At 70.6% G+C, this 25,532-nt stretch carries 24 protein-coding genes, 1 tRNA gene and 1 pseudogene; 16 read left to right on the forward strand and 10 right to left on the reverse strand.

Annotated elements, in window-relative coordinates; translation table 11 throughout:
- Nucleotides 1-485 precede the first annotated feature (485 nt).
- Together OG349_RS24150 and OG349_RS24155 are read left to right on the forward strand one after the other, a co-directional pair.
- Complete coding sequence (locus OG349_RS24150; protein ID WP_327236589.1) at nt 486-2,183, forward strand: discoidin domain-containing protein; 1,698 nt, start codon at nt 486-488, stop codon at nt 2,181-2,183.
- 104 nt (nt 2,184-2,287) lie between these two features.
- The gene (locus OG349_RS24155) at nt 2,288-3,145 is read left to right on the forward strand and encodes a GNAT family N-acetyltransferase (protein ID WP_327236590.1); all 858 of its coding nucleotides are present in this window, start codon (nt 2,288-2,290) and stop codon (nt 3,143-3,145) included.
- A gap of 30 nt (nt 3,146-3,175) precedes the next feature.
- On the opposite strand, the gene OG349_RS24160 is transcribed toward OG349_RS24155, so the two are convergent.
- Nucleotides 3,176-3,811: a pyridoxine/pyridoxamine 5'-phosphate oxidase gene (locus tag OG349_RS24160; protein ID WP_327238697.1), complete on the reverse strand. Its 636-nt coding sequence runs from the start codon at nt 3,809-3,811 to the stop codon at nt 3,176-3,178.
- 102 nt (nt 3,812-3,913) lie between these two features.
- Nucleotides 3,914-4,576, reverse strand: a pseudogene (locus OG349_RS24165) (O-methyltransferase); the annotation flags it as partial.
- Between the two features lie 132 nt (nt 4,577-4,708).
- Here OG349_RS24165 and OG349_RS24170 point away from each other — a divergent pair.
- The 3 genes from OG349_RS24170 to OG349_RS24175 are packed head-to-tail and all read left to right on the forward strand — an operon-like array spanning nt 4,709 to nt 6,411.
- Entirely contained in the window at nt 4,709-5,113 is a 405-nt protein-coding gene (locus OG349_RS24170) for a MazG nucleotide pyrophosphohydrolase domain-containing protein (protein ID WP_327236591.1), read from the forward strand.
- Nucleotides 5,114-5,128: 15 nt separating this feature from the next.
- Nucleotides 5,129-5,863 (forward strand): S10 family serine carboxypeptidase-like protein, encoded by a 735-nt coding sequence (locus tag OG349_RS34885; RefSeq protein ID WP_442806413.1) that lies wholly within the window; start codon nt 5,129-5,131, stop codon nt 5,861-5,863.
- Complete coding sequence (locus tag OG349_RS24175; protein ID WP_327236592.1) at nt 5,782-6,411, forward strand: S10 family serine carboxypeptidase-like protein; 630 nt, start codon at nt 5,782-5,784, stop codon at nt 6,409-6,411. The genes OG349_RS34885 and OG349_RS24175 overlap by 82 nt, the downstream gene beginning before the upstream one ends.
- Nucleotides 6,412-6,452: 41 nt before the next feature.
- On the opposite strand, the gene OG349_RS24180 is transcribed toward OG349_RS24175, so the two are convergent.
- Nucleotides 6,453-6,848, reverse strand: coding sequence for a TOBE domain-containing protein (locus OG349_RS24180; protein WP_327236593.1), 396 nt, complete (start codon nt 6,846-6,848; stop codon nt 6,453-6,455).
- 128 nt (nt 6,849-6,976) lie between these two features.
- Here OG349_RS24180 and OG349_RS24185 point away from each other — a divergent pair, with 128 nt between their 5' ends.
- Nucleotides 6,977-8,161 (forward strand): DUF371 domain-containing protein, encoded by a 1,185-nt coding sequence (locus OG349_RS24185; RefSeq protein WP_327236594.1) that lies wholly within the window; start codon nt 6,977-6,979, stop codon nt 8,159-8,161.
- Between the two features lie 5 nt (nt 8,162-8,166).
- Here OG349_RS24185 and kamB read toward each other — a convergent pair whose 3' ends face one another.
- A complete protein-coding gene (gene kamB / locus OG349_RS24190; protein ID WP_327236595.1) occupies nt 8,167-8,868 on the reverse strand; it encodes a 16S rRNA (adenine(1408)-N(1))-methyltransferase KamB in 702 nt (233 codons plus the stop codon).
- Between the two features lie 313 nt (nt 8,869-9,181).
- On the opposite strand from kamB, the gene OG349_RS24195 reads away from it, so the two are divergent.
- Nucleotides 9,182-9,967, forward strand: a complete 786-nt coding sequence (locus tag OG349_RS24195; RefSeq protein ID WP_327236596.1) for an SAM-dependent methyltransferase — start codon at nt 9,182-9,184, stop codon at nt 9,965-9,967.
- Between the two features lie 223 nt (nt 9,968-10,190).
- A complete protein-coding gene (locus OG349_RS24200) occupies nt 10,191-11,459 on the forward strand; it encodes a cytochrome P450 family protein (protein WP_327236597.1) in 1,269 nt (422 codons plus the stop codon).
- A 53-nt stretch (nt 11,460-11,512) separates the two neighbouring features.
- Here OG349_RS24200 and OG349_RS24205 read toward each other — a convergent pair whose 3' ends face one another.
- Both OG349_RS24205 and OG349_RS24210 read right to left on the reverse strand, forming a co-directional pair.
- Complete coding sequence (locus OG349_RS24205; protein ID WP_327236598.1) at nt 11,513-12,292, reverse strand: SDR family oxidoreductase; 780 nt, start codon at nt 12,290-12,292, stop codon at nt 11,513-11,515.
- Between the two features lie 224 nt (nt 12,293-12,516).
- Nucleotides 12,517-12,852, reverse strand: coding sequence for a tautomerase family protein (locus OG349_RS24210; protein WP_327236599.1), 336 nt, complete (start codon nt 12,850-12,852; stop codon nt 12,517-12,519).
- 76 nt (nt 12,853-12,928) lie between these two features.
- Here OG349_RS24210 and OG349_RS24215 point away from each other — a divergent pair, with 76 nt between their 5' ends.
- On the forward strand, nt 12,929-13,525 hold the full coding sequence (locus tag OG349_RS24215; protein ID WP_327236600.1) for a TetR/AcrR family transcriptional regulator: 597 nt from the start codon (nt 12,929-12,931) through the stop codon (nt 13,523-13,525).
- Nucleotides 13,526-13,791: 266 nt separating this feature from the next.
- On the opposite strand, the gene OG349_RS24220 is transcribed toward OG349_RS24215, so the two are convergent.
- Nucleotides 13,792-13,864 (reverse strand) — tRNA-Arg (locus tag OG349_RS24220).
- Between the two features lie 318 nt (nt 13,865-14,182).
- Between OG349_RS24220 and OG349_RS24225 the strand changes: the two genes are divergently transcribed.
- The 4 genes from OG349_RS24225 to OG349_RS24240 all read left to right on the forward strand — a co-directional run bounded on the left by OG349_RS24225 (nt 14,183) and on the right by OG349_RS24240 (nt 20,424).
- Entirely contained in the window at nt 14,183-15,994 is a 1,812-nt protein-coding gene (locus OG349_RS24225) for an ATP-binding protein (RefSeq protein WP_327238698.1), read from the forward strand.
- The gene (locus OG349_RS24230) at nt 15,987-17,963 is read left to right on the forward strand and encodes a GTPase (protein ID WP_327236601.1); all 1,977 of its coding nucleotides are present in this window, start codon (nt 15,987-15,989) and stop codon (nt 17,961-17,963) included. Before OG349_RS24225 ends, OG349_RS24230 begins: the two co-directional genes overlap by 8 nt.
- A 158-nt stretch (nt 17,964-18,121) precedes the next feature.
- Nucleotides 18,122-18,673 carry a single-stranded DNA-binding protein gene (locus tag OG349_RS24235; protein ID WP_327236602.1) on the forward strand — a complete coding sequence of 184 codons (552 nt, stop codon included), beginning with the start codon at nt 18,122-18,124 and terminating at the stop codon, nt 18,671-18,673.
- 389 nt (nt 18,674-19,062) lie between these two features.
- Nucleotides 19,063-20,424 (forward strand): thioester domain-containing protein, encoded by a 1,362-nt coding sequence (locus OG349_RS24240; RefSeq protein WP_327238699.1) that lies wholly within the window; start codon nt 19,063-19,065, stop codon nt 20,422-20,424.
- A gap of 84 nt (nt 20,425-20,508) precedes the next feature.
- Here OG349_RS24240 and OG349_RS24245 read toward each other — a convergent pair whose 3' ends face one another.
- Genes OG349_RS24245 through OG349_RS24255 form a run of 3 tightly spaced genes read right to left on the reverse strand, consistent with a single transcriptional unit; the run spans nt 20,509 to nt 22,446 of the window.
- Nucleotides 20,509-20,946 carry an arsenate reductase ArsC gene (locus OG349_RS24245; protein ID WP_327236603.1) on the reverse strand — a complete coding sequence of 146 codons (438 nt, stop codon included), beginning with the start codon at nt 20,944-20,946 and terminating at the stop codon, nt 20,509-20,511.
- Nucleotides 20,939-22,054, reverse strand: a complete 1,116-nt coding sequence (arsB, locus tag OG349_RS24250; RefSeq protein ID WP_442806303.1) for an ACR3 family arsenite efflux transporter — start codon at nt 22,052-22,054, stop codon at nt 20,939-20,941. Before arsB ends, OG349_RS24245 begins: the two co-directional genes overlap by 8 nt.
- The gene (locus OG349_RS24255) at nt 22,051-22,446 is read right to left on the reverse strand and encodes an ArsR/SmtB family transcription factor (protein ID WP_327236604.1); all 396 of its coding nucleotides are present in this window, start codon (nt 22,444-22,446) and stop codon (nt 22,051-22,053) included. The genes arsB and OG349_RS24255 overlap by 4 nt, the downstream gene beginning before the upstream one ends.
- Nucleotides 22,447-22,675: 229 nt before the next feature.
- Here OG349_RS24255 and ettA point away from each other — a divergent pair, with 229 nt between their 5' ends.
- From ettA to OG349_RS24270, 3 genes are read left to right on the forward strand one after another with little or no spacing between them, the layout of a single operon-like run.
- On the forward strand, nt 22,676-24,340 hold the full coding sequence (gene ettA / locus OG349_RS24260) for an energy-dependent translational throttle protein EttA (RefSeq protein ID WP_327236605.1): 1,665 nt from the start codon (nt 22,676-22,678) through the stop codon (nt 24,338-24,340).
- 1 nt (nt 24,341) lies between these two features.
- Complete coding sequence (locus OG349_RS24265) at nt 24,342-24,815, forward strand: acyl-CoA thioesterase (RefSeq protein WP_327236606.1); 474 nt, start codon at nt 24,342-24,344, stop codon at nt 24,813-24,815.
- Nucleotides 24,812-25,507, forward strand: coding sequence for a hypothetical protein (locus OG349_RS24270; protein ID WP_327236607.1), 696 nt, complete (start codon nt 24,812-24,814; stop codon nt 25,505-25,507). The genes OG349_RS24265 and OG349_RS24270 overlap by 4 nt, the downstream gene beginning before the upstream one ends.
- Nucleotides 25,508-25,532: the final 25 nt, after the last annotated feature.

The raw sequence follows: 25,532 nt of genomic DNA on the forward strand, positions 1-25,532 counted from the left end.
TCAAGGGGCTGTAACGGGGGACGCCGGGGGAATCATAGAACAAATGTTCGAGCCGAGTCGGGGACCCGTGCGGCGTGGGCGCGCGCGGCCGGGATGATGCGTTCGAACCACCCGTGAGGTGGGTGGGCACTCTATCGGGGGATTGCGCGGCGGCGTCCGCCCGACGGTACGGACCCGGCCACGGCGCCCGGGGCCGCGGAACAGATTGGCCGGATCGCGTGCGCGTGGGACGTGGGCGGGTCGTCTCCCAGGCGTGAACGGGGCGTGCGCGGCGCCCGCCCGCGCCGGTCCGTACCCTCTCATTTCGTTGATATTTCCCGTTGAATGATCAGGAGTTTGTGAGCGTCAGTACAGAATTTGCATGCACTCATCTTGTCCGTGCGTTGTCATGTCCATATGTTGTCGGCGAGCGGGGGCCCGCCGGGACGCGGGCCGCCGCTCGCCCCCCCCGACCGGTACGCAGAGCCGACAGCGAGGAATCCCCCATGGCCATCTCCAGACGCTCCGTCATCGTGTCCGCACTCGCCGGGACCGCCACCGCCGGCTTCGGCGGTCTGCCGGGCACCCTCACGCAGGCTGCGGCCGCCCCCACGGCCTCCCCGCCGGGAGACGTGGTCGGCAAGGTGACGGTGGGCTACCAGGGCTGGTTCGCCTGCATCGGCGACGGGGCGCCCATCAACAGCTGGTGGCACTACAGCCGGAACGCGGGCCAGCCGCCGTCGCCCAGCAACACCACCCTCGTGTCGTGGCCCGACATGCGGGAGTACACCCGCGGTTACGCGACCGCGTACCCGAACCTCGGCAACGGCCAGCGCGCCACGCTGTTCTCGTCCTGGGACCAGCAGACGGTCGACACCCACTTCCGGTGGATGCGGGAGAACGGCTGCGACACGGCGGCGCTCCAGCGCTTCAACCCGTTCGGGGGTGAGGGCCCGACGCGGGACGGAATGGCCCAGAAGGTACGGCAGTCGGCGGAGGCGTACGGCCGGAAGTTCTACATCATGTACGACGTCACCGACTGGACGAACATGCAGTCGGAGATCAAGCAGGACTGGACGAACAAGATGAAGGCGTACACCGCGTCGAGCGCGTACGCCGTGCAGAACGGCAAGCCCGTCGTCTGCATCTGGGGCTTCGGATTCAGCGACCCGGGGCGGCCGTTCGCGCCCGCGCCCTGCAAGGACGTCGTCGACTGGTTCAAGGCGCAGGGGTGTTACGTGATCGGCGGCGTGCCCACGCACTGGCGCAACGGCATCAACGACTCACGGCCCGGCTTCCTCGACGTGTACCACTCGTTCGACATGATCTCGCCCTGGATGGTCGGGCGGATCACCAACGTCAGCCAGGCCGACCAGTTCTACCGGGACCTCAACACCCCCGACCAGGCGGACTGCGACGCGCATGGCATCGACTACCAGCCCTGCGTCATCCCCGGCGACCTCCAGTCGGGGCACCGCGCGCACGGCGAGTTGATGTGGCGTCAGTTCTACAACCTCTGCCGGGTGGGGGTGCAGGGCTTCTACATCTCGATGTTCGACGAGTTCAACGAGGGCAACCAGATCGCGAAGACCACGGAGACGAGCGCCGAGGTACCGGCCGGGTCCGGGATCCGGGCGCTGAACGAGGACGGCACGGCCTGCTCCGCCGACTACTACCTGCGCCTCACCGCCGATGGCGGGCGCATGCTGAAGGGGCAGCTGGCGCTGACGGCGGTACGGCCCACCGTGCCGTTCCCCGGCGGCGGCGGGCCGACGCAGCCGACCGGCGACCTGGCGCTGAACAGGCCCGCCTCGGCCAGCAGCGTCACGCAGAACTACGGCGCGGGCAACGCCGTCGACGGGAACACTTCGAGCTACTGGGAGAGCGCCAACAACGCCTTCCCGCAGTGGATCCAGGTCGACCTGGGGGCCGCGTCGACGGTCAAGCGTGTGGTGCTCTCGCTGCCGCCGAACCCGGCGTGGGGGAGCCGTACGCAGACCGTGGCCGTGCTGGGATCCACCAACGGCTCGGATTTCACCACCCTTTCGGCGGCGGCGGGCCGCACCTTCGACCCCGCCTCCGGCAACACCACGACGGTGACGCTCGCGACGGCCGCCAACGCCCGTTACGTTCGGCTCCAGTTCACCGCGAACACGGGGTGGCCGGCCGGACAGTTGTCGGGCTTCAGCGTGTACGGCTCGTAGCGCCCGCGAAGGGTCCTGCGGTGTGGGGTCCCGGGGTACGGATTCTGGGGCGCGGGACCCCGCACCTGCTGTACTTTGGGGCGAAATGTACCTGGAGGTGCAGGGTGGGACAGTTCGAGATCGCCGGTGCGAGCGCCGACGACATCAGGGCGCTCGTCGCGTGGTCGGCCGACGAGGGATGGAATCCGGGGGACTCCGACGGGCAGGCGTTCTTCCCCACGGATCCGGACGGATTCCTCTTCGGGCGGCTGGACGGTGAGCCGGTGGCCTCGATCTCCGCCGTGCGCTACGGGACGGACTTCGGCTTCATCGGGTTCTACATCGCCCGGCCCTCCGTACGGGGGCAGGGGTACGGAATCCAGGTGTGGCGCGCGGGCATGGCGCGCCTGGCCGGGCGGAACGTCGGGCTCGACGGGGTGCTCGACCAGCAGGACAACTACCGTGCGTCCGGCTTCCGCCGGGCCTGGAACAACATCCGGTACGAAGGGGTGCCGTCGAGCGGGGGCAGTGGGGGTGAGCGGGCGGACGGGATCACGCTGCGGGACGCCCGTACCGTACCGTTCGGCCAACTCGCCGCGTACGACCGGCGGTTCTTCCCCGCTCCCCGGCCCGGCTTCCTCGCTTCCTGGGTGGGTCTGCCCGACCGGACCGCGCTGGTCGCGATCCGGGACGGTGAACTGGCCGGCTTCGCCGTCGTGCGCGCCTGCCATGGCGCCTCCCGTGTCGGCCCGCTCTACGCCTCGTCGCAGGAGGTCGCCGCAGCGCTGGTGGGCGGGTTGTCGGCGACCTCCCCGGGCGCGCCGGTGGCGATCGATGTCCCGGACATCAACGCGCCGTCCGTCGAGTTGATGGAACGGCTGGGGCTGAGCCCGTCGTTCGAGGCGGCGCGGATGTACACCGGTCCTGACCCGGACGTGGATCTGGCCGGACTCTTCGCCGTCACCACTCTCGAACTCGGCTGAGGAGGCGGCTTCCTGGGAGCCGGCCTCACCTCACGGCCACAGCAGCTGCTTCGCCCAGCCGTCCCCTTCTCCTTCTCCTTCTCCCCGTCGGGTGTACTGGAGACGGGTGTGGTTGCGCTGCCGGTCTCCCTGCCAGAACTCGACCTCTTCCGCGTGCAGGGAGTACAGCGTCCACTCCGGCGTCACCAGTCCCGGCTCCCGCTCCACGCGTTCCAGGGATGCTCCGGTCGCCGCGTCGCGGGCCGCGAGATCCGTCAACGGGCCGCTCTGGAGGCCGAGCAGCGCTTCCGCCCGGGCCTCGGGGGAGCGGGCGAGGAAGTCGGCGGCGCTCCGCTCGGGCGGCTCGGCGGCCACCGGGCCCCGTACCCGTACCTGCCGGGCCAGTTGGGGCCAGTAGAAGGTGAGCGCGGCCCGGCCGTGGGCGGCCAGGTCCCGGCCCTTGGGGCTGCCGGCGTGCACGGCGAACTGCCAGCCGTCCGCGTCCACGTTCTTGAGGATCAACACCCGTGCCGCCGGGTTCCCTTCCGGATCGACGGTCGAGAGGGTCATCGCGTGCGGCTCGCGCACACCCGCGTCCACCGCCTCGAAGAGCCAGTCCACGAAGAGCTGTTCGGGATCCGAGGGGGCCGTGTGCGGGTGGAAGGCGGGGAGTTCACCGGCGAACACGTCGAGTCCGCGCAAGGTCTCGCGCAGGGTGCCGGTCCGGCGGGAAGGGGCCTCAGGCGTGTCAGGGGTGTCACGGGCCTCCGGAGCCGAGGGGGCGCCCGCCGTGACGAGGGCCAGGGCGAACCCGTCGTACCCCTTGCTGCCCACCGTCTGGAGTGCGGTCGCGCTCAACCGGGGTTCGGCGGCGACGAGTTCGGTGAAGCGCCGTACCCCCCGCACCCGGGGGTCGGTGCTGTCCGGGTCGATCACCTCACCGGCGCGCACGACGTTGTCCGTGATGATGACGCTGCCGGGCCGGGAGAGCGTCAGGGCCCAGGTCAGGTACGCCGGGTTGCTGGGCTTGTCGGCGTCGATGAAGACCAGGTCGAACGGCCCGTGTCCGGCCTCCGCCAGCCGGGGCAGCGTCTCCAGCGCGGGGCCGGTGATCACCTCGACCGTACCGGCCAGCCCCGCGCGTGCGAGGTTGGCGCGGGCCACGTCGGCGTGGACCGGGTCGGCCTCCAGCGTGATCAGCCGCCCGCCGGGGGGCAGCGCGCGGGCGAGCCAGATCGTGCTGTACCCGCCGAGCGTGCCGATCTCCAGGATCGTCCGAGCTCTGTGCATCCGGGCCAGCAGATGCAGCAACTTCCCTTGTACGGGCGCCACATGGATGGCCGGCAGCCCGGCGGCCGTACTGTCCGCGAGTGCCGCGTCGAGGACGGCGTCGTTCCCCACCAGATGATCGCCGAAGTAGCGGTCCACGTCGGTCCACAGCTCCTGGTCCATGGTGCTCCTCTTCTCCGCCGCCGACAGGCTCGTTCTTCACCACCAGCCTGCTCGGCTCTGCTGCCCGGCCATTAAGTTCCGCCACTAAACATACTCGCACGGGTGGCCCTCCGCGCCGGATATCATCCAGCCGTGCTTCCTTCCCCCGCCGCTCTGGTCCGCGAATTCCACCGGGCCTTCGGCCTCGACGCCCGTACGACTCCGGCCGAGATCCCCGAGCAACTCGCCGCACACCGGCAGGAGTTGCTGGACGAGGAGGTCGGCGAGGTCGCGGAGGCGTCCCGTGAGGGGGCCCTGGACCACCTCGCCCACGAACTGGCCGACGTCGTCTATGTCGCGTACGGCACCGCGCTGGTCCACGGCATCGATCTCGACGCGGTGATCGCGGAGATCCACCGGGCCAACATGACCAAGCTGGGCCCGGAAGGGCGCCCGGTCCTGCGCGCCGACGGCAAGGTGCTCAAGGGGGACCACTACCGGGCGCCGGACGTGGCGGCGGTGCTGCGCCGACAGGGGTGGACGGGTGGGGAGAGGTAGGGCGGGGCGCGGCGGATCGGCTTCTACCCCAAACCCCAGAAGCCGGACAAGGGGGAGGACGGCACTCCGAAGACGGTCCGCTCCTATGCCGGTTACGCGGACGTCAACGGCCCGGACGCGGCGAAGAGCCACCTGTTCTACTGGTTCTTCGAAAGCCAGACCTGCGACCCCCATCTGGAGCCCGCCGAGCAGAAGCAGCTGATCGACGAGACGCCCCTGCTGATCTGGCTCAACGGCGGCCCCGGCGCTTCCTCCTCGGCGGGACTCTTCCTGGAGAACGGCCCCCTGCGCATCGCGGACGACGCGGCCGGGACCATTTCGGTGAGCCCCGACAGCTGGAACCAGGAAGCGCACGTCCTCTACTGGGACCAGCCCGTCGGCACGGGGTACAGCTACTGCGAAACACCGAAGACGTACGTCCAGGACGAGGACGTCCTCAGCGCCATGTTCCGCGAGGGCCTGCAAGCGTTCTACGCGACGTACCCGGAATACAAGCGCTGCCCCCTGTACGTCTGCGGGGAGAGCTACGCGGGAAAGTACGTGCCGGCGATCGCTCTGGAGATCGCCGAGCACCGTACTACACCAATTTCAAGAACGTCCTTGAGGACGGAGAGAAAACCCAGGACGTCAAGACGCTGGAGCAGGCCACCGACCTCGGCAATGCGCTGGTGGACGCGGTACTGGCCTACGGGGGCAACTTCGACGTCTATGACGTACGCCGCTGGGACGACCTGTCCGCGGGAGCGTTGAAACCCTACATGGACAGCAAGGGCGTCAGGGAAGCCCTGAATATCCATGATTCCGGCGTGCTCTGGCAGTTCGCGGACAACTCCGGTCCGGTGGCCATGGCCCTGAAGGCCGACAACATGACGGATGCCTCGAAGAAGTACGGCGACATCATGGAAAAGGGCTACAAGGTCCTGCTCTACACAGGGAACTTCGACACCGCCTGCGGATACCAGAGCACCGAGGAGATCCTGGACACGCTCGTCACGCCGCACGACGCATGGCACGCCTCTCCCCGGCTGATCTGGAAGCAGGCGCAGGGCAACCCGAAAGGGTTTGTCCGTAGTCTCACGACAGAAAAGACAGGCGATTCCCCCGGGAAGAACGTGACACAGGTGGCCATCCCCGACTCCGGGCACGAAGTGCCGGCCTACCAGCCACAGATCGCGCGGGAAATGCTGTACAACTGGCTCTTCGACCGTCCCTTCTTCGGCCAGGACCCGAAGAGCACGGTCGATGAAATCCTGAAGAAGGCACATCAAGGCACATCAAAGAAGCCGCCGTCGACCTGAGGCCTGTCCCGCAATCCCCGGTGGCGATTGCGGGACAGCCCTCAGGGACGGTCGACGTGCACGTTCGTCGACTTCACCCGGGCCGTGACGGTCACCCCGACCTCGATCCCCAGCTCCTCGACGGCCTCGCGGGTCACCAGCGACACCAGCCGGTGCGGCCCCGACTGGACCTCCACCTGGGCCACCACGTCGTCCAGCACCACCCCGGTCACGATCCCGGCGAAGGAATTGCGCACCGAGGTGGACACCTCGTCGGCCACCGGATGCAGCCCCACGGCCCGGTCCTTCGCGAAGCCGGCGAGGCTGACCCCGTCGATCACGCGGTTCCCCGAACCGTCCCGCTCCATGAGCAGCTGACCCCCGCCGGCCCAGCGGCGGACGGTCTCCGAACTCACGCCGAGCAGTCCCGCTGCCTGGCCAATGCTGTACGACGGCACGTACGCACTCTATGCCGCGCGGAATTCGCCACTCGATCGACCTGCTGCGATGATCGCCCCTGTACCCGGAGTCCCCCAGGGGCAACACAGGGACAGCACAAAGACAACACAGGGAAAGCGGGTGCGTGATGTCGGCCGAGCTGATGCGGTTGCGGTGCCGGGGGCACCGGGACATCCGCGCCACCCACACCAAGACCCTCGAATTCACCACCAGCTCCGAGATCACCGGCCGCGCGACCTGCGTGATCGGCGTCGGCGCCACGCTCGACGGCCCCGCCCCCGCACGGCTGGCCGGTCCGCTGCGGATCACCCTGACCGTCGGTGATCACACCTTCACCGTCCGGGCGCTGGCCAATTCCGCCTGGCGGCCCGGTTCGGGCGCGGTGGTACGGCTCAGCTCCGAGCGCCTGCCGAACACCCTGGCCACCGACGCCGACCACGCCTCCTCCGACCTGCCCCGCGACCTGCTGCACGCGCTCACCGACCCGGACGCCGAGATCACGATCGTCGTCGAGCGGGACACCGAGGCCGCCGAGGCCCGGCTTGTCCTCTACCGCGCCGGCGACGAGCGGGACGACCGCCTCGCGGCGGAGATCGCGGCGGCGGACACGGTGATCGCGGAGGACGCCGGGGCCGGCCAGGTCATCACCGTACTGGGGGCGGACGCGGATCCCTGGGACTCGGTCCCGTCGGCGATCGCGGAGGGAGGGCGGGTCCTGGCCGTGTCGACCGAGGACACCCGGAGCGCCCCGGTCGGCAAGCTGCTCGCGGCGCGGGACCGCCCGGCGGTGGAAGTCATCGGGCTCCCGGCGGAGTTGGCGGTCGCGGCGCTGTCGCCGTACCCCGTCCCGGTCCTTCTCGCCCCCCACGAGCGCAGGCGGCAGATCGGCAGGCTGCTGGGTGCGCACCGCCTGTCGCGGGTGGTCTTCAGGGTCCCGGCCGCCGAACTGCCGAAGCTCCTGGACGAGGCGGGGCGGACACTGGGCGTCCGGACCGTGGCGGTGACCGCCGCGACTTCCGCGGCGGCGGAACGCCCCTGGTGGGGGCCGGTGGCGGAGGCCGCGACCCGGCTCACCGGCGGTGGCGACGTGCTGTGCTGCGTGGACCCGGCGGAGGAGGTCCCCGAGGGGGCCGAGGACTCCGACGTCGACCTGTCGGCCCTGGTCAGAGCGCTGGCAGCGCAGTCGGTCTCCTCGAAGACGCTGGCGCAGGCACTGGCGGCGCTGCCGACGTGGTCGAGGAAGCGGGCGTACGAGTTCGTGCTCGAGGCGGCGAAGGCTCAGCGGCAGCCGAAGGAAGACACCTCCCGCTGAGCGGTTCAGGCACCGGGCGCCGGAGCCGGCGCTTTCCCCCCGTCCTCGCTTGACGGGTTGATGATCCCGGTCAGGGCGAGGACGTCGAGCTGCGCCCGTGTCGAGTTCAGCCGACGGGTCCACGACGTGGCGAGCGAGGCGATCTCCTCGGCGTCCAGGTACTTCGCCTCGTCCAGCCGCCACCCGGCCGCCGCCAGGAGCGGGCCGAGGCCCTTGACCGCCGACTCGGGGGTCGGTTCCGGGTGGTCGCCCACTTCCGGTACGGGCGGGCGCCACGCGTGCAGGTTCAGCGTGGTCAGGAACCGCGCGTCCGGCTCGCAGACCGCCGCGAGCCCCCGCAGCATCGAGGGATCGGAGCCGAGCATGCCGCGCAGCAGGCTGCCCCAGGGCATCAGCATGTGCAGTTCCGTGACGCCCCGCAGCCCGGCCGGCAGCTGCTCGGCGGGCGCCCAGAGGTAGAGCAGGTTGGCCAGCCCGCCCTTGGCGGGGTTCGCGGCCGCCTTCGCCGCTGTCTTACGGAGGTTGTCCTTGGCGGCGTCCAGCCCGATGACCAGCTGGTCGGGCCGCTGCCGGGCCAGATGGAACGGGTGCTTCCCGTCGCCCGTACCGACATCCAGGACCACACCCTCGTAGCGGGCGAGAAGCTCACCGTAGGCGTCACTGTCGATCTCCACGATGCGCTTCCCCAGCACGCGACGCATGGCCATGAACGAACGCTCCAGTGGTACTGGGGCGTCGGTCCTGGTCAAGCCCCCGGGGCGTCCGAGTGTAGCCGGACGGAAAACGAAGCAGGCGGGAGAGAAAGGGGTGGGAGAGGGGAGAGGGGGCGGGAGAGAAAGAACGCCGGCGAGCGTTCCGTACGCAGAGGGTCTACGCGCATGGGGCCTGCCCGCGCCCGCTCCGGCACCGCGACTACCATCGCACCGGGTGCAGGTACACGTCACCTTCTTGTCCACGATCATGTGTTGCATGTGTTGTCCCCGATCAAGGTCCACGATCACGTCCGCATAGGAGCGCCTCATGACGGCGAGTACGCCCAAGCCTCAGGTCGACACCAGCAAGCCGCACCCGGCGCGCGTCTACGACTTCCTCCTCGGCGGCAAGGACAACTACCAGGTCGACCAGGAGGTGGGCGAGAAGCTTCCCCCGGAGGCGAAGGCCGCCGCCCGGCAGAACCGCGCGTTCATGCAGCGGGCCTCGGCCTGGCTGGCGCGGAACGGTGTCGACCAGTTCCTGGACATCGGTACGGGCATCCCGACGGAGCCGAACCTCCACCAGATCGTCCAGGAGATCAATCCCAAGGCGCGGATCGTCTACACGGACAACGACCCCATCGTGCTGCGGCATGCCGAGGCCCTGCTCATCAGCTCCCCGGAGGGCGTCACCGACTACATCCAGGCGGATGTGCGCGAGCCCGAGGTGATCCTCGAACACGCCCGTACGCTCCTGGACTTCAGCCGGCCCATCGCCCTGTCGCTGATCGCGCTCCTGCACTTCATCCCCGAGGACCAGGACCCGTACGGCATCACGGACACGCTCGTGGGCGCCCTGCCCGCCGGCAGCTACCTGGTGCTGTCGCACGCCGCGTCCGACCTCTTCCCCGAGCTGTCGTCGCGGGTGACGGCGGAGTACGCGAAGGGCGGCATCACCCTCGGATTCCGTACCCGTGACGGCGTGTCCCGCTTCTTCGACGGCCTCGACCTGGTTCCCCCGGGCGTGGTGACGGCGACGGAGTGGTTCAAGGACACCCCGGCCCCTGAGGACGAGGACTGCGGCCTGTACGCGGGAGTGGCCCGCATCGGCTGAACCACGCGGGCTTCGCGTCACCGCGCCGGTTTCGCGCCGCCGGTGACGCGAAGTGCGCCGTTGTCAGGGTGAGCGCCGGAGCGTAGAAGAGAACAGAGGGATTCGGCTCTGCCGAGGCCGGCGGTCCGGGGAGTGCCGCGCACACAGCCGCGTACACAACCGTGTACACAACCGACGGTCGTGCTGTGCGCCCCGGCAGCACGGCGGCACGGAGGAGCACGGTATGACCGCACTGTCCGATTCCGGGTGTCCCGTGCTGGACCCCACCGCGCGTGCCGCCCACGCGGACGCGGCCGTACTGCGTGCCAAGGGCCCCGCGACGCCGGTGGAGCTGCCGGGAGGTGTGCGCGCCTGGTCCGTCACCCGGCACAGTGTCATCCAGAGACTGACGGGGGACCCGCGCGTCTCCCGTGATCCGTACCGCCACTGGCCGGGTCTCGCCGAGGTCCCCGAAGGCTGGCCCCTGGCGGTCTCGGCCCTCATGCGGAACTTCCTGAACGCCTACGGCGAGGAGCACCGCGGGTTACGCCGCCGTATGGCCCCGTCCTTCTCGCCCCGGCGGGTGGAGGCGATGCGCCCGCGGATCCAGACGACGGCGGACCGCCTGGTCGACGCGATCGACGCGCTGCCGCCCGGCCGGAGTACCGACATCCGGCGCGCGCTCGCCCTTCCGCTGACCATGACGGTCATCTGCGATCTGTTCGGTGTCCCCGACGTCCTCAGGGAGGATCTCGGCGCCTCCATCGACGCGCTGATGGACACCACGGCAACGGCCGAACAGGGCCGGGCCAGGCTGGCCGAACTCGACGCCCGGCTGGCGGAGTTGCTGGAGTACAAGAAGGCACACCCCGGTTCCGACTTCACCAACGATCTCCTCACGCCGTTCCCGTCCGCGTCCCCCTCTGCGGATGGGGAGGCGTTGCTGACCGACAGGGAACTGCTCGACCACCTCTTCCTCATGCTCGCAGCGGGGTACGAGACGGCCGTCAACCTCATCACCAGCGCCGTGCACGCCCTGCTGGCCGCGCCCGGACACCTCGGCCGGCTCCGCGCGGGCGACGTCGGCTGGGACGACGTCATCGAGGAGACGCTGCGTCACAACGGCCCGATCATGCATCACCCGATGCGTTACGCCATCGAGGACATCGATCTCGGCGAAGGGGTCGTCATCCGCCGGGGCGAGCCTGTCATCATCGCCTTCGCGGCTGCCGGGCGTGACCCCGAGCTGCACCCCGACAGCCCTGATGTGTTCGACCCCGCGCGGAGGCGCAAGGAGCACCTCGCCTTCGGCCACGGCCCCCACTTCTGCCTGGGGGCCCACCTGGCCCGGATGGAGACCCATGTGGCTCTGACCACCCTGTTCGAGCGCCTTCCTCTCCTGGCGCTCGCCCACCCTGGCCGGCTTCCGTCCCCCGTCCCGTCGCTCTCCCTCAACGGGCCGGCCCAACTGCACGTCGTCCCGCACCCGGTGAGTCCGCCGCACTCGGGCTGATCCGGCTGCCGGCTGATCCGTTTGGTGGCTGACCCGGTCACCTGCTGATCCGGCTACCAGTCGAGCGGAAGCGGTACGAAGGGGGCGTCCTCGGGGGCTGCTTTGCGGGCCTCCAGGGCGACCTTGGCGGGCTCGCCGATCGGGAGGCGCAGCGGGGGATCGGGCTGTTCGAGCGTGTCGGCGAGCGCGACGGCCACCTCCTCGGGGGTGACGGGCTCGAAGATGGAGGTGCCGCGCAGCGGGGCGAACTGCTTGAACAGCGGCGTGTACGGGTCGTTGTCCGTGAAGTAGGACTTCGCGCGCTCGGCCCCGCCGGAGGAGACGGTGCTCGGCTGGAGGATGGTCACCTTGATCCCGAAGTGCCCCGCCTCGACGGCGATGGTCTCGGCGAACGCCTCCATGGCCCACTTGCTGGCGGCGTACGGGCCGATGATCGGTACGACGAGCCGGCCCTGGATGCTGGAGACGAAGATGAGCCGCCCCGCGCCGCGTTCGCGCATCGCGGGCAGCACACCCTGGGCGACCCGCAGGGGGCCGAAGGTGTTGAGCTGGAAGAGGTCTTCGACCTTGGAGAGAGGCACGTTCTCCAGGGAGGCGCGGATCGTCGCGCCGGCGTTGCTGACGAGTACGTCGATCTCCCCGGCGTCGCGGATGGCCTCGTCGACACTCTTCTGATCGGTGACGTCGAGGCGCAGGCGTTGGTCGACGGGGAGGTCGTCCAGGTCTTCGGGCCGGCGGGCGGTGGCGACGACGCGGTGGCCGCGGGCGGCGAGTTCGACGGCGATGGCCCGGCCGATGCCCTTGGAAGCGCCGGTGATGAGTACGGAGGTCATGTCGGTCTCCTGACTGGGTGGGTGGTGTGGTGGCGGCGTAGGCCGTTTCGTACCGGCCGACCGCTTTTGTTTCGCCGGAGAACGGGAAGAGAAGTGCTCAGCCCGCCGTCTTCGCATCGCGGGCGGTGTCGGCGTAGATCTTCGCCGAGACGAAGTTACCGTCGGTGACGTCGCATGCCCGCGCGTCTCGATGTTCATCGACTGCTGTGTCGTCGCCGGCATTTTCAGCAGGAAGCTGTCACGCGGCATCCCGGTCCAGCGCTTCCCGCGCTTCCCGCGTCGGAACGGGGTCCGCCACGGAAGTCCCGGCTGAAGACCAGTTCTCCGGGCGCGAGTTGGTGGATGACCTGGAATCGGTCCTCGGGAAACATTCCGAGCCCTTCGACCAGCGCCTCGTGCACGGCGTCGGACACGGCTGTCAGGTACTCGGGAGACTTCCCCCGGAGCAGGTCGATGTTCACGAATGGCATGACGATCCCTTCCGGCCCCGGATCGGCGCGATGCCGCTGCGCGGTCTGCGGTCTGCGGTCTGCGGTCTGCGCCTGCGGTCCGAGGTCCACTGTCCGCTGCCTCCAAAATCCATACTATGTCGCTCGGTATAGATAGCAAGTCGCCGGATCGGATAGACTCGGGGACATGGGTAGGAAGTCGGACAGCAGGCAGCGGATGGTCGAGGCCGCACGGCAGCTCATCCGCGAGCGGGGCTACCACGGCACGGCACTGTCCGACGTGGTGGAGCGGAGCGCGGCACCCCGGGGATCGGTCTACTACCACTTCCCCGAAGGCAAGGGGCAGATGGCGGCCGAGGCGGCCGCCAGCCACGCCCAGGAGCAGGTGGAGATCATCAACCGGGCGGCGGCCTCGTCGTCATCGGCCGAGGACCTCGTCCGTACCTACTTCGACCTGGCCCGTGAAGGCATGGTGGGCAGCGGCTATCAGCGCGGCTGCGCCATCGCGCCGCTGGTGATCGAGGCGAGCGAGGAGTCCGAGGGGCTCCAGGACGCCACGCGCCGGTCGTTCTCGGCCATGGTCGACGGCATGGCCTTCCAGCTGATCGTCCACGGCGTGGGAAACGCCGACGCGCGGGAGCTGGCTCACGCCGTGGTGGCGGGGGTGGAAGGCGCCATGGTCACCTCGCGCGCGCTGCGCAGCCCGCAGCCGTTCGACGCGGTACGCGTCGTGCTGGCCGACCGCGCGCGAAACCTCACCGCCGGCATCCGGGCGGCGTCGTAGGCGGGTTCCTGCCGTCTCGGGGAGGGGCGGGATCCGCTCCGTACCACAGCATGTATACCGGACGACATAACTACAGCGCCCCTGACCGCCGAATGCTGCCGAACAGGTTCTCTTGTGGGCCGGGCCGCCCCGGTCCTGTGGCGCCGGGGGTGCCGGGCCGGGGTCGGCCCAGCGCTGATGTGGGTCTTACGCAGGGCCCGCTACGGTTGCTCTGACCTGCGGAAAGGCCCTCCCTTGGGGAGAGCTGCGCTTCGCGCGTAGAAATGTGCCCCCGGCAGGACTCGAACCTGCGGCCAAGTGCTTAGAAGGCACCTGCTCTATCCACTGAGCTACGGGGGCCGGACGAGCGGCCTCGGTTGTCCCGGAGCCCCCGGCGGGTGGTTCCGTGACCTTGCCGGGACAAGGATAGGGCTCCGATCCCCCTGACCCGGTTGCTTCACGTGCGTGGCACGATGTGGAGGTTCAGTGAAGCGAACCGATAATCGCAGGCAGGTGCGATTCCCGCACCGCTTTTTCGCTCTCGCGCCACGGGTGTTGTGCACTCGTTATGCCTGTGTCCCACTCATCCCGTCTGTCCCGAGTGTCTGATCGGCGCGCAGAGATGTCTATACGCTTCAAAAAGCCGCTAAAAGCGGGCATTCTTCGCATGTGGTGACCTTGGATGTACGCCCCCAGCTGATCGACGCACTCTCCGCGCTGCGCGACCGTGTCGCGGCGGTGCGTCTTCCACTGCCTCTTCCCGGGGCGCCGCGGGCCCGGCAGACCCGGGCCGAGCTGCTCGCGCAGCTCGACGACTACCTTCTGCCCCGGCTCCGGGAGCCCGACGCCCCGGTGCTCGCCGTCGTCGGCGGGTCGACCGGCGCCGGCAAGTCCACCCTCGTCAACTCCCTTGTGGGGCGGCGCGTCAGTGAGGCGGGGGTGCTGCGGCCCACCACGCGTACCCCCGTCCTGGTGTGCCATCCGGACGACCACCACTGGTTCGCGGGCATGCGGATCCTGCCGCACCTGACCCGGATCTGGCTGCCCGAGGGGGAGGACGGGGACGAGGGGGAGGGAGACGGCGGGGACGGGAGACGGGACGGGACATCGGTCGGGCGAGACGCCGGACAGGGCGTTGGGCTCGGGGTCGGGCAGGGCGACGGCTCAGATGCCGGCACCGGCGTCGGCACCGGCGCCGGCCGTACCTTCGGCCCCGCCGGCGCACGCCCCCGGCCCTTCGGCCGCACCGGCCGGGGCGGGAGAGCCGCCGGCCGCGAGCGCGCCGGCGCCGACTCCCTCCGTATCGACACCGCCGCCACCCTGCCCCGTGGCCTCGCGCTCCTCGACGCGCCCGACATCGACTCGCTCGTGGTGGAGAACCGGGTGCTGGCCGCCGAGTTGATCTGCGCCGCCGACGTATGGGTCATGGTGACCACCGCCAGCCGCTACGCCGACGCCGTGCCGTGGCATCTGCTGCGTACGGCCAAGGAGTACGACGCCTCGCTCGTGACCGTCCTCGACCGTGTCCCGCACCAACTGGTCGAGGAGGTGTCGCGGCAGTACGGGGCCCTCCTGACCAGGGCCGGGCTCGGGGACGTACCCCGCTTCACGATTCCCGAGCTGCCCGAGTCGGCCGGCGGCGGCAGCGGACTCCTGCCCACCACCGCCGTCGCCCCGCTGCTCGCCTGGCTCGCGCACCGGGTGCAGGATCCGGCGGCCCGTCAGCAGGCCGTCGTACGGACCGCGTCGGGGGTCATCGACTCGCTGGACGTACGGATGCCGGAGCTGGCGGGCGCGGTGGCCGCGCAGTACGCGGCGTCCGTACGGCTCATGGCCGCGGTGGAGGACGCGTACACCGCAGAAGGCGAGCGGGTGCGCCGTCAGCTTCAGCGCGGCGCCGTCCTGGCCGGGGACGCGCGCACCCGCTGGCGGGGCTATCCGAGGGACAGTTCGTCGCGGGAACTGCTCGACTCGCTCGTGGAGAGCCTCGGCGCGCTCCTCCAGTGCGCCGTCGCCGCCGCCGACGAACGGGTGGAGGAGGCCTGGCGGCGCGAGCCGGCCGCCGGGGCCGTCGACGTGTCGGGCGCGGACGGCGAGGTGACGGAGCGGATCGGGATGGCCGTACGGCGCTGGCGGCGCGTCCTGGAGGAGCTGGCGGAGGACGAGGTACGGCAGCTGGAACGCAGCGCCGCGCCCGAACCCGAAGCCGTCGCCGCCCTGCTCGCGACCGCCCTCCTAGGAGGGCGTCGCGCCCGGGTCGCGGGCGAGCGCCTCGCCGAGAGCGTCGGGGCGCAGGCCGCGCTGCGGCTGCGCGACCGGGGCGCCGAGCTGGTGACGACGTACATCGACCGTGTCCTGCACGGGGAGCGCGACCGGCGGCTCGCGCCCCTCGACGCCCTTGAGGTGACTCCGGAGCCCCAGGCGGAACTGATCGCCGCGCTGTCCGTACTCCAGAAGGAAAGCAGGAGGAAAGGTGACCGACGTGACTGATGTGAACGCCGCCGCGGACGTGACGACGGACGCCGATGCCGGGGGCGGGGACAGGGCGGACCGGGCGGGCGGTACAGGGAAGGGCGCCGGGCGCTGGGACGACGGGCTGATCGCCCGCCGGGCCGGAGAGCATGGCGCCAGGGGGCGGGCGGGCGGGCGCTCCGGGCTGGACGGTCTTACGGACGGCTTCACGGACGGTCTGACGGACGGACAGGCCGACGTGCGCGACCTGCGTGACCTACGTGCCCTCGGGCTGACCGACGGATCCGGCGGCCCGGACGGTCTCGACGGGACCGGCCGTTCCGGCGGCCCTGACGGCCCTCACGGCGCCTCCGGCGCGCTCGGGGCGGGTGGTGAGACCCACACGCCCATCGGCGGGCCCTACGGCGGCGCCCTGCGGGTCCGGCTCGACGCCCTGGGCGAGTTGGTCGGCCTCTCCCGTACCCGTCTCGAAGGTTCCATCCTCGCCGAGGCGGGCCGCGTCCTCGACGAGGCGTCGGCCCGGCAGCGGCTGTCCTCGCGCCACACCGTCGTCGCCATCGCGGGAGCGACCGGCAGCGGCAAGTCGACGCTGTTCAACGCCCTCGCCGAGGTGCCGATCTCGGAGACCGGGCTGCGCCGCCCCACCACCTCCGCCCCGATCGCCTGCACGTGGTCGGACGGCGCGGCGGGGCTGCTCGACCGGCTCGCCATCCCAGGACGGCTGCGCCGCAGGCCGCTGGCGGGCGGGGACGGCGACGAGGAACTGCACGGGCTCGTCCTGGTGGACCTCCCCGACCACGACTCGGCCGTCACCCGCCACCGCGACCAGGTGGACCGGGTGCTGGGGCTCGTGGACGCCGTGATCTGGGTGGTCGATCCCGAGAAGTACGCGGACGCCGCGCTCCACGAGCGCTATCTGCGCCCGCTCGCGGGCCACGCCGAGGTCACGTTCGTCGTGCTCAACCAGATCGACCGGCTGCCCGGCGACGCCTCCCACCAGGTGCTCGACGACCTGCGCCGGCTGCTCGACGAGGACGGTATGGCCCTGGGCGAGCACGGCGAACCGGGCGCCACCGTCCTCGCGCTCTCCGCGCTCACCGGGCAGGGTGTGGGCGAACTGCGCGAGCTGCTGGGCCGGTTCGTACAGGAACGGAACGCCGCCGCGCGCCGCCTCTCCGCCGACGTCGACGCCGCTTCCGTACGGATGCGCTCGGCGTACGTCGCCGACGGGCACCCCGGTCTCGGCGAGCGCTCGCGCGAGCAGTTCGCGGACCGGCTGGCCTGGGCCGTCGGCGCGGTGGCCGCCGGTGAGACGGCGGAGCGCGAGTGGCGCAGGAACGCGGGTCGTGCCTGCGGCACGCCGTGGCTGCGGCTGTACCGGTGGTACGAGCGCAAGCGCGTGCCCGGGGGTGAGGTCACGTCGTCCGAGGTGCTGGTGGAGGAGGAGCTGACGGCCCGCCAGCGGGTCGAACAGGCGGTCCGTACGGTGTCGGAGGAGGCGTCCGCCGGTCTGCCCGCGCCCTGGGCGCACGCGGTGCGTGAGGCGGCCGTACGGGGCGCGGAGGGGCTGCCGGAGGCGCTGGACGAGCTGGCGGTGACGGTGGGGGCGCCGACGGGCCGTCCGCCGCGTCCGGCGTGGTGGCCGGCCGCCGTCCTCGCCCAGGCCTCCATGACGCTGCTCCAGATCTTCGGCGCGCTCTGGCTGATGGGACAGATCGTCGGCGTCCTGGAACCGGGGCTGTTGCCGCCGGTGCTGGTGATGCTCGCGGGGATCATCGGCGGGCCGTTCGTGGAGTGGGCCTGCGGGGCGGCGGCGCGGGGGCCCGCGCGGCGGTACGGGCAGGACGCGGAGCGGCGGCTGCGGGAGGCGGCGGCCGGGTGCGGGCGGGCGAAGGTGCTCGACCCCGTCTCGGCGGAGCTGATGCGGTACCGGGAGGTGCGGGAGCAGTACGTCACGGTGTCGGGGGTGGTGCCGCTGGCGCGGTGAGGGGGGTAAGGGGGCGGCAGGTGGGGCGTCACGGGTGACGGGGTGATGGACTTTTCCACAACTGGCGGGTAATCCACAGGCGTCAGCGGATTCTTTCGGTTCGGCTCAGCATGGGTGCGGTGACATCACGCAATGCAGTCGGACGGAAGTGAGCGGTTATGAGCGACACAGTGGTGACCGTGGTGGGCAATGTGGCGACCGGTGTGGAATTCAGGGAGTCGGCGACCGGAGGAGTGGCGCGGTTCAGATTCGCGGTGACGGGCCGCCGCTGGGACCGGCAGGAGGAGAGCTGGGCGGACGGGCCCACGAGCTTCTACACGGTGTGGGCGTGGCGGACGCTGGGGGCGAATCTGGCGGCCTCGGTGTCCGTCGGGGAGCCCCTCGTGGTGCACGGCCGGCTGAGGGTGCGGGACGAGGAACGGGACGGCCAGCGGCGGACGTTCGTGGACATCGACGCGGTGGCGGTGGGTCACGATCTGACGCGCGGGACGTCGGCGTTCAGGCGTGTGGCCAGGGCGACTCCCTCCTTGACGGAGCGTCACAACTCCGCGACCCAGGGCCAGGAGGCCGCGCCGCGAACGGATCGGGGGGAGCAGGCGCGGCAGGTCCGGGAGGTACAGGGGCAGTTGCCCGTGCCCGGGGCGGACCAGGGGGCGCGGGAGGAGCCTGTCGGTGCGGGGGTGGGCGTGGGCGTGGGGGCCGGGGTGTAGGCGGCCGGGTCCTGAGAGGTGGCTGTGAAGACTTGTCGATACGTGCGGTCGTATTCCATGGATACGTCGATCATTCGATAACGATTCCGATTCGGAACGGTTGCCTGGTCGCTTGATTGGGCACCCGCGACACTCGCCATCCATAGGATTCCGGTGTACTCACGGGGCACTTGAGTCAGCCGGCGAGGCACAACCCCCCACGCGTCCCACGCGAAACTCCTCGCCCGAAGGGGAATTCTGTGGTCTCTGCGATATCCGAGTCACCCGCGCCGTCCGAGGCGTACGCGCCGTCCGGGGTCTCCGCGCTGTCCGTGCCGGCCGCGGGTTCCGCGTGGCGCCGGGGTGCCGCCCGCCTCGCCGCCGCCGCGCTGGTTCCCGGTCTCCTCGCGATGGGCGCTCTGGCCGGGGCCGGCACGGCCGCCGCCGCCGACGACGTGCCCCAGCACCAGGGCGGCGCGTCCGCAACGCTCGACGGACTGAAGACCTTCGGCGGCGCCGTGCTGCACACGGACGGCGCGGACCAGGAGTTGCCCGCCGGCCTGTTCGAGATGACGGTCGAGGGCGGCGGCACGCTCAAGACGTACTGCGTCGACATCCACAACCCGACCCAGGCGCAGGCGAAGTACCAGGAGACGCCCTGGGCCCAGACCTCGCTGGGCGCCAACGACGACGCGGGCAGGATCCGCTGGATCCTGGAGCACTCGTACCCACAGGTCGACGACCTGGCGGACCTCGCCGCGGCCGCGAAGACCGGGCCGCTCACCGACCAGACCGCGGCGGCGGGCACCCAGGTCGCCATCTGGCGCTTCTCGGACGACGCCGACGTCGACGCCAGCGACCCGGCGGCCGAGAAGCTGGCCGACTGGCTGGAGAAGAACGCGCGGGACACCCCCGAGCCCAAGGCCTCGCTCACCCTGGAGTCCGCCGCGGTCTCCGGCAAGGCGGGCGAGCGACTCGGACCGGTCACCGTCCGCACGAACGCGGACCGGGTCACGGTGACCCCGCCCGTCGACGTGGGCGTGGCGGACGTCGCGAGCGCCACCGGCGTGAAGATCACCGACAAGGCGGGCAAGGAGGTCACCACGGCGGCCGACGGCGCGCGGCTCTACTTCGACGTCCCGGAGGGCGCCGACGACGGCACCGCGTCGCTCGCCGTGCAGGCCACCACCTCCGTGCCGGTCGGCCGGGCCTTCGCCGGCGTGACCAGGAGCCAGACGCAGATCCTGGCGGGGTCGAGTGACTCCACGGTCTCGGCGACGGCCACCGCCACCTGGGCCGAGGGCGGCGCCATCCCGGCGGTCTCCGCGGCGAAGAACTGCGCCAGGAGCGGGGTCGACGTCACCGTCGCCAACGAGGGGGACGCGGAGTTCACCTTCGAGCTGTCGGGCGACGAACACGCGGTCGCGCCCGGCGAGTCCCGTACGGTCACGGTGCCCGTGGTCGAGGACCAGCCGTACGAGTTCGCGGTGAACGGCCCCGACGGATTCACCAAGACCTTCAAGGGCGTCCTGGACTGCCGCACCACCGGCACCGCACCCCCGCCGGACGAGAACATCACCACCCAGCTGGGCACGGACTCGGCAGGCGCGGCAACGGCGGGCACCCCGGCCAACCTCGCAGAAACAGGCGGCTCCAGCGCGACCCCCCTCATCGCGGGCATCGCGACAGCCCTCCTCGTGATCGGCGGCGGAGCGGTCTTCTTCCTCCGCAAGAAGAAGGCCACGCCCTCTTCCCCGACCACCACCGAGTAGAAGGAGAGAACGACAACACCACGCACCCCCGTTCCTGGCCGAAGCCGGGGAGCGGGGGGTGCGCGGGGGAATCCCGGGCGGCTGTCAGCCTCGCCTCGATCGTTGTGCCGCTGGGGCGATTTCTTCGATGAGGGCGTGGACGCGGGTTTCGATCTCGTCGCGGATGGGGCGGACCGCGTCGACGTTCCGGCCGGCCGGGTCGGGAAGTTGCCAGTCCAGGTAGCGCTTGCCGGGGAAGACCGGGCAGGTGTCGCCGCACCCCATCGTGATGACGACGTCGGAAGCCTGCACCGCCTCGCTGGTGAGCAGCTCGGGGGCGTTGGCCGAGATGTCGATGCCGACCTCTCTCATCGCCTCCGCGACGGCGGGGTTGACGGTGTCGGCGGGTGCGGAGCCGGCGGAGCGGACCTCGACGCGGTCGGCTGCGAGGTGGCTCAGGAAGGCCGCGGCCATCTGGGAGCGTCCGGCGTTGTGGACGCAGACGAACAGCACCGACGGCCGCGGTGCGGTGTTCTCAGGCATGGGCGGGGTCTTCCTGGGGTGTGGGCGGCTGGGCGGGGGTGAAGTAGCGGCGGGCGCGGAGGGCCACGTACACGAGACCGATCAGGACGGGCACTTCGATGAGCGGGCCGACCACCCCGGCGAGCGCCTGGCCCGAGGAGGCGCCGAAGGTCGCGACGGCCACGGCGATGGCCAGTTCGAAGTTGTTGCCCGCCGCGGTGAAGGCGAGGGTGGTGGCGCGCGGGTGGTCCAGGCCCACGGCGCGGCCCAGGAGCATGGATCCGGTCCACATGACCGCGAAGTAGACCAGCAGCGGCAGGGCGATGCGGACGACGTCGAGGGGCTGCGAGGTGATGGCGTCTCCTTGCAGGGCGAACAGGACGACGACGGTGAACAGCAGCCCGTACAGGGCGAAGGGGCCGATGCGCGGGAGGAGGGCGGACTCGTACCAGGCGCGGCCCTTGGCCCTCTCCCCGATACGGCGCGTGAGGTAGCCGGCGGCGAGCGGGATCCCGAGGAAGATGGCCACGCTGCGGGTGATCTCCTGGATCGACACGTCGAGGCCCGTCTGTTCCAGCCCCAACCGGCCCGGCAGGTAGGAGAGATAGAACCAGCCGAGCGCGGAGAACGCGATCACCTGGAAGACCGAGTTCAGGGCGACCAGAACGGCGGCGGCTTCGCGGTGTCCGCCGGCGAGGTCGTTCCAGATGATGACCATGGCGATACAGCGGGCCAGTCCGACGATGATCAGGCCCGTGCGGTACGCGGGCAGGTCCGGCAGGAACAGCCACGCCAGGGAGAACATGAGCGCCGGGCCGACGATCCAGTTCAGCAGCAGGGACGACAGCAGCAGGCGGCGGTCGCGGGTGACGGTGTCGAGGCGGTCGTAGCGGACCTTGGCCAGCACCGGATACATCATCACCAGCAGGCCCAGGGCGATCGGAAGGGACACCCCGGTCATGGTCACCTCGGCGAGAGCGTCGCCCAGGCCCGGGACGAGGCGGCCGAGGCCGAGGCCGGCGGCCATCGCGGTGAGGATCCAGACGGCGAGGTAGCGGTCGGGAAGGGACAGACGGCCGGCCACGTTCTCTTCCGGCCGTTCCGGTGCTTCCTGTCCGGCACCGCTCACGAAACCGCTTCCGCGCCGCCGGGCCGGCTCAGGACGGTCGCGAGCCGGTCGGTCGTCTCCGGAACCAGCCAGTAGTAGACCCACGTGCCGCGACGCTCACAGTCGATGAGCCCCGCCTGCCGCAGCAGCTTGAGGTGGTGCGAGATCGTCGGCTGGGACAGGTCGAAGGCCGGGGTCAGGTCGCACACGCAGACCTCACCGCCCGCCCGCGAGCCGATCATCGACAACAGGCGCAGCCGGACCGGATCGCCCAGCGCCTTGAACACCTTCGCCAGCTCCCCGGCCTGGTCCTCGCCCAGAGGAGCGGCCAGCAGCCCCGCACCCGGACAGCAGGCCCTGGCCTCATCGCTCCGACCGAGCACCACCAACTCTGGATCCGACTGATTCGACATTCCTCTATATTGACAGCCTTCGATTCAGACGCCAAGGCCGCATGCGGGAGTGAGGGATGTTGACGGACAGCGACGAAGGTCGCTCCCGGTCACCGCAGGTCGGCGGGGTGTGTCCGGGGGCTGGACGGGCGGTTTCCCCCGGGGGATGGACGTCAGGCAAGATGGGGTGTATCTGCCCTCACGCGGCGGAGCCGCACATTGGCCCTTCTCGATTGCCGGACGGTTTCTCTTGGCTGAGTACATCTACACGATGCGCAAGACGCGTAAGGCGCACGGCGACAAGGTCATCCTCGATGACGTGACGCTGAGCTTCCTGCCGGGCGCGAAGATCGGTGTGGTGGGTCCGAACGGCGCCGGAAAGTCCACCGTGCTGAAGATCATGGCGGGCCTGGAGCAGCCGTCCAACGGGGACGCCTTCCTCTCGCCCGGTTACACGGTCGGCATGCTCCTCCAGGAGCCGCCGCTCGACGAGACCAAGACGGTGCTGGAGAACGTCCAGCAGGGCGCGGCCGAGATCATGGGCAAGCTCCACCGCTTCAACGAGGTCGCCGAGTTGATGGCCACCGACTACTCCGACGCCCTGCTCGACGAGATGGGCAAGCTCCAGGAGGACCTCGACCACGCCAACGCGTGGGACCTGGACACCCAGCTCGAACAGGCCATGGACGCCCTGGGCTGCCCGCCCGGCGACTGGCCCGTCACCAACCTCTCCGGTGGTGAGCGCCGCCGCGTCGCGCTCTGCAAGCTGCTCCTCGAAGCGCCCGACCTGCTGCTCCTCGACGAGCCCACCAACCACCTGGACGCCGAGTCCGTGCAGTGGCTGGAGCAGCACCTCGCCAAGTACCCCGGCACCGTCGTCGCCGTCACTCACGACCGGTACTTCCTCGACAACGTCGCGGGCTGGATCCTGGAGCTCGACCGCGGCCGCGCCATCGGCTACGAGGGCAACTACTCCACGTACCTGGAGAGCAAGCAGGCCCGCCTCAAGGTCGAGGGCCAGAAGGACGTCAAGCGCGCCAAGCGGCTCAAGGAAGAGCTGGAGTGGGTCCGCTCCAACGCGAAGGGACGGCAGGTCAAGTCCAAGGCCCGGCTGGCCCGTTACGAGGAGATGGCCGCCGAGGCGGACAAGATGCGGAAGCTGGACTTCGACGAGATCCAGATCCCGCCGGGCCCGCGCCTCGGCAATGTGGTCGTCGAAGTCGAGCACCTCACCAAGGCGTTCGGCGACAAGGTGCTGATCGACGACCTCTCGTTCACGCTGCCCCGCATGGGCATCGTCGGCGTGATCGGCCCCAACGGCGCCGGCAAGACGACCCTGTTCAAGATGATCCAGGGCTTCGAGCAGCCCGACTCCGGCTCGATCAAGGTCGGCGAAACCGTCAAGATCAGTTACGTCGACCAGGGCCGCGGCAACATCGACCCCAAGAAGTCGCTGTGGGCCGTCGTCTCCGACGAGCTGGACTACATCAACGTCGGCCAGGTCGAGATGCCTTCGCGCGCGTACGTCTCCGCGTTCGGCTTCAAGGGCCCCGACCAGCAGAAGCCGGCCGGCGTCCTCTCCGGTGGTGAGCGCAACCGCCTGAACCTCGCGCTGACCCTCAAGCAGGGCGGCAACCTGCTGCTCCTCGACGAACCGACCAACGACCTCGACGTCGAGACACTCTCCTCGCTGGAGAACGCGCTCCTCGAATTCCCCGGCGCGGCCGTGGTCGTCAGTCACGATCGGTGGTTCCTCGACCGGGTCGCGACGCACATCCTCGCGTACGAGGGCAACTCCAAGTGGTTCTGGTTCGAGGGCAACTTCGACTCGTACGAGAAGAACAAGGTCGAGCGCCTCGGCGCGGACGCCGCCCGCCCCACCCGTGCCACCTACAAGAAGCTGACGCGAGGCTGAGATGGCCCGGCACATCTACAGCTGCCCCCTGCGCTGGTCGGACATGGACGCCTTCGGGCACGTCAACAATGTGGTCTTCCTCCGCTACCTGGAGGAGGCCCGCATCGACTTCATGTTCCGGCTGGCGCCCGGGGACGGCTCGCCGTCGTTCTCCGGCGGGTCCGTCGTGGCCCGGCACGAGATCGACTACAAGCGCCCGCTGGTCCACCGGCACGAGCCGGTGATCATCGAGTCCTGGGTGACGGCGATCACGGCCGCGTCGCTGACGATCGCGTACGAGATCAAGGACGCCGAGGGCGCGGACGAGGTGTACGTGAAGGCCTCGACGGTCGTGGTGCCGTACAACCTGGAGGCAGGGCGGCCCCGGCGCATCACCGACGAGGAGAAGTCCTTCCTCCTCCACTACCTGGACGACGGTGCGAACGGTGCCGGCTCCCAGCGCGGCAACAACAAAAAGGATGCTCTCGCGGCATGACATCGCCCGTCCTGACACTGGACTTCGCCGATCCGAGGGAGGCGGCGGACCTCGCCGCCTTCCTCGGCCGGCTGATCCACTACGACCGCGCCGCGGCGGTCAGGATCCAGGCCGGCGGCGGCGCGCTCGCCGTGTTCGGCAGGCCGGCGTCGTTCGACGTGCTCGCCATCCGTTCGGCCAGGCTCGCCACCCCGCACGTGCTGGACGTCACCGTCTCCGCGGGTGAACTCCTCGAAGGCATCGGGGAGTCGGCGGGCACGGCCGGGATCCCGGCCGCCGTCACCGGCCCCCCGTGGGCCGGGATGCTGCCGCCGCGCGGCGGCTGGCAGCAGCTCCCCGGGCTGCCGGAGGAGGACGCCATACGCGGTGCGGTGGCCGCGGCGGTCGGCGAATTCCGTTCGCGGGACGAACAGTTGGCGCCCGGCGACCGGACCAGGGCCCAGCGGGACCGGATCGGGCGCGAGATCTGGTCCAGGACGCTCGGGGAGACCCCGCTCCCGCTGCGGGCCGCGCATGCGGCCCAGTCGCTCGGATTCCTGCGTCCGGTACGGGCGTTGGTGCCGGCGGGCGGAGCCCCGGAGAAGACGGTGGCGCTGCTCGCGTCCGGCAACTGGCTGCGGCTGCGGACGCCGTACGGCTCGATCGCGGTACGCAGGGCCGGAGTCGGCGGCCTGTCGGTCACGCCCGCCTGAGCATGCCCGCGTGAGGCCCCGGGCC

This window comes from Streptomyces sp. NBC_01317 (assembly GCF_035961655.1).
GTDB lineage: Bacteria > Actinomycetota > Actinomycetes > Streptomycetales > Streptomycetaceae > Streptomyces.

What these genes read in the sequence shown, in the direction of transcription:
- OG349_RS24205 (WP_327236598.1), bottom strand. Translation starts at nt 12,292, where the DNA reads ATGACCTCCGTACTCATCACCGGCGCTTCCAAGGGCATCGGCCGGGCC.
- OG349_RS24270 (WP_327236607.1), top strand. Translation starts at nt 24,812, where the DNA reads ATGACATCGCCCGTCCTGACACTGGACTTCGCCGATCCGAGGGAGGCG.
- OG349_RS24200 (WP_327236597.1), top strand. Translation starts at nt 10,191, where the DNA reads ATGACCGCACTGTCCGATTCCGGGTGTCCCGTGCTGGACCCCACCGCG.
- OG349_RS24185 (WP_327236594.1), top strand. Translation starts at nt 6,977, where the DNA reads ATGTCGGCCGAGCTGATGCGGTTGCGGTGCCGGGGGCACCGGGACATC.
- OG349_RS24265 (WP_327236606.1), top strand. Translation starts at nt 24,342, where the DNA reads ATGGCCCGGCACATCTACAGCTGCCCCCTGCGCTGGTCGGACATGGAC.
- OG349_RS24245 (WP_327236603.1), bottom strand. Translation starts at nt 20,946, where the DNA reads ATGCCTGAGAACACCGCACCGCGGCCGTCGGTGCTGTTCGTCTGCGTC.
- OG349_RS24215 (WP_327236600.1), top strand. Translation starts at nt 12,929, where the DNA reads ATGGGTAGGAAGTCGGACAGCAGGCAGCGGATGGTCGAGGCCGCACGG.
- OG349_RS24235 (WP_327236602.1), top strand. Translation starts at nt 18,122, where the DNA reads ATGAGCGACACAGTGGTGACCGTGGTGGGCAATGTGGCGACCGGTGTG.
- kamB (WP_327236595.1), bottom strand. Translation starts at nt 8,868, where the DNA reads ATGGCCATGCGTCGCGTGCTGGGGAAGCGCATCGTGGAGATCGACAGT.
- OG349_RS24255 (WP_327236604.1), bottom strand. Translation starts at nt 22,446, where the DNA reads ATGTCGAATCAGTCGGATCCAGAGTTGGTGGTGCTCGGTCGGAGCGAT.
- OG349_RS24150 (WP_327236589.1), top strand. Translation starts at nt 486, where the DNA reads ATGGCCATCTCCAGACGCTCCGTCATCGTGTCCGCACTCGCCGGGACC.
- OG349_RS24195 (WP_327236596.1), top strand. Translation starts at nt 9,182, where the DNA reads ATGACGGCGAGTACGCCCAAGCCTCAGGTCGACACCAGCAAGCCGCAC.
- OG349_RS24240 (WP_327238699.1), top strand. Translation starts at nt 19,063, where the DNA reads ATGGGCGCTCTGGCCGGGGCCGGCACGGCCGCCGCCGCCGACGACGTG.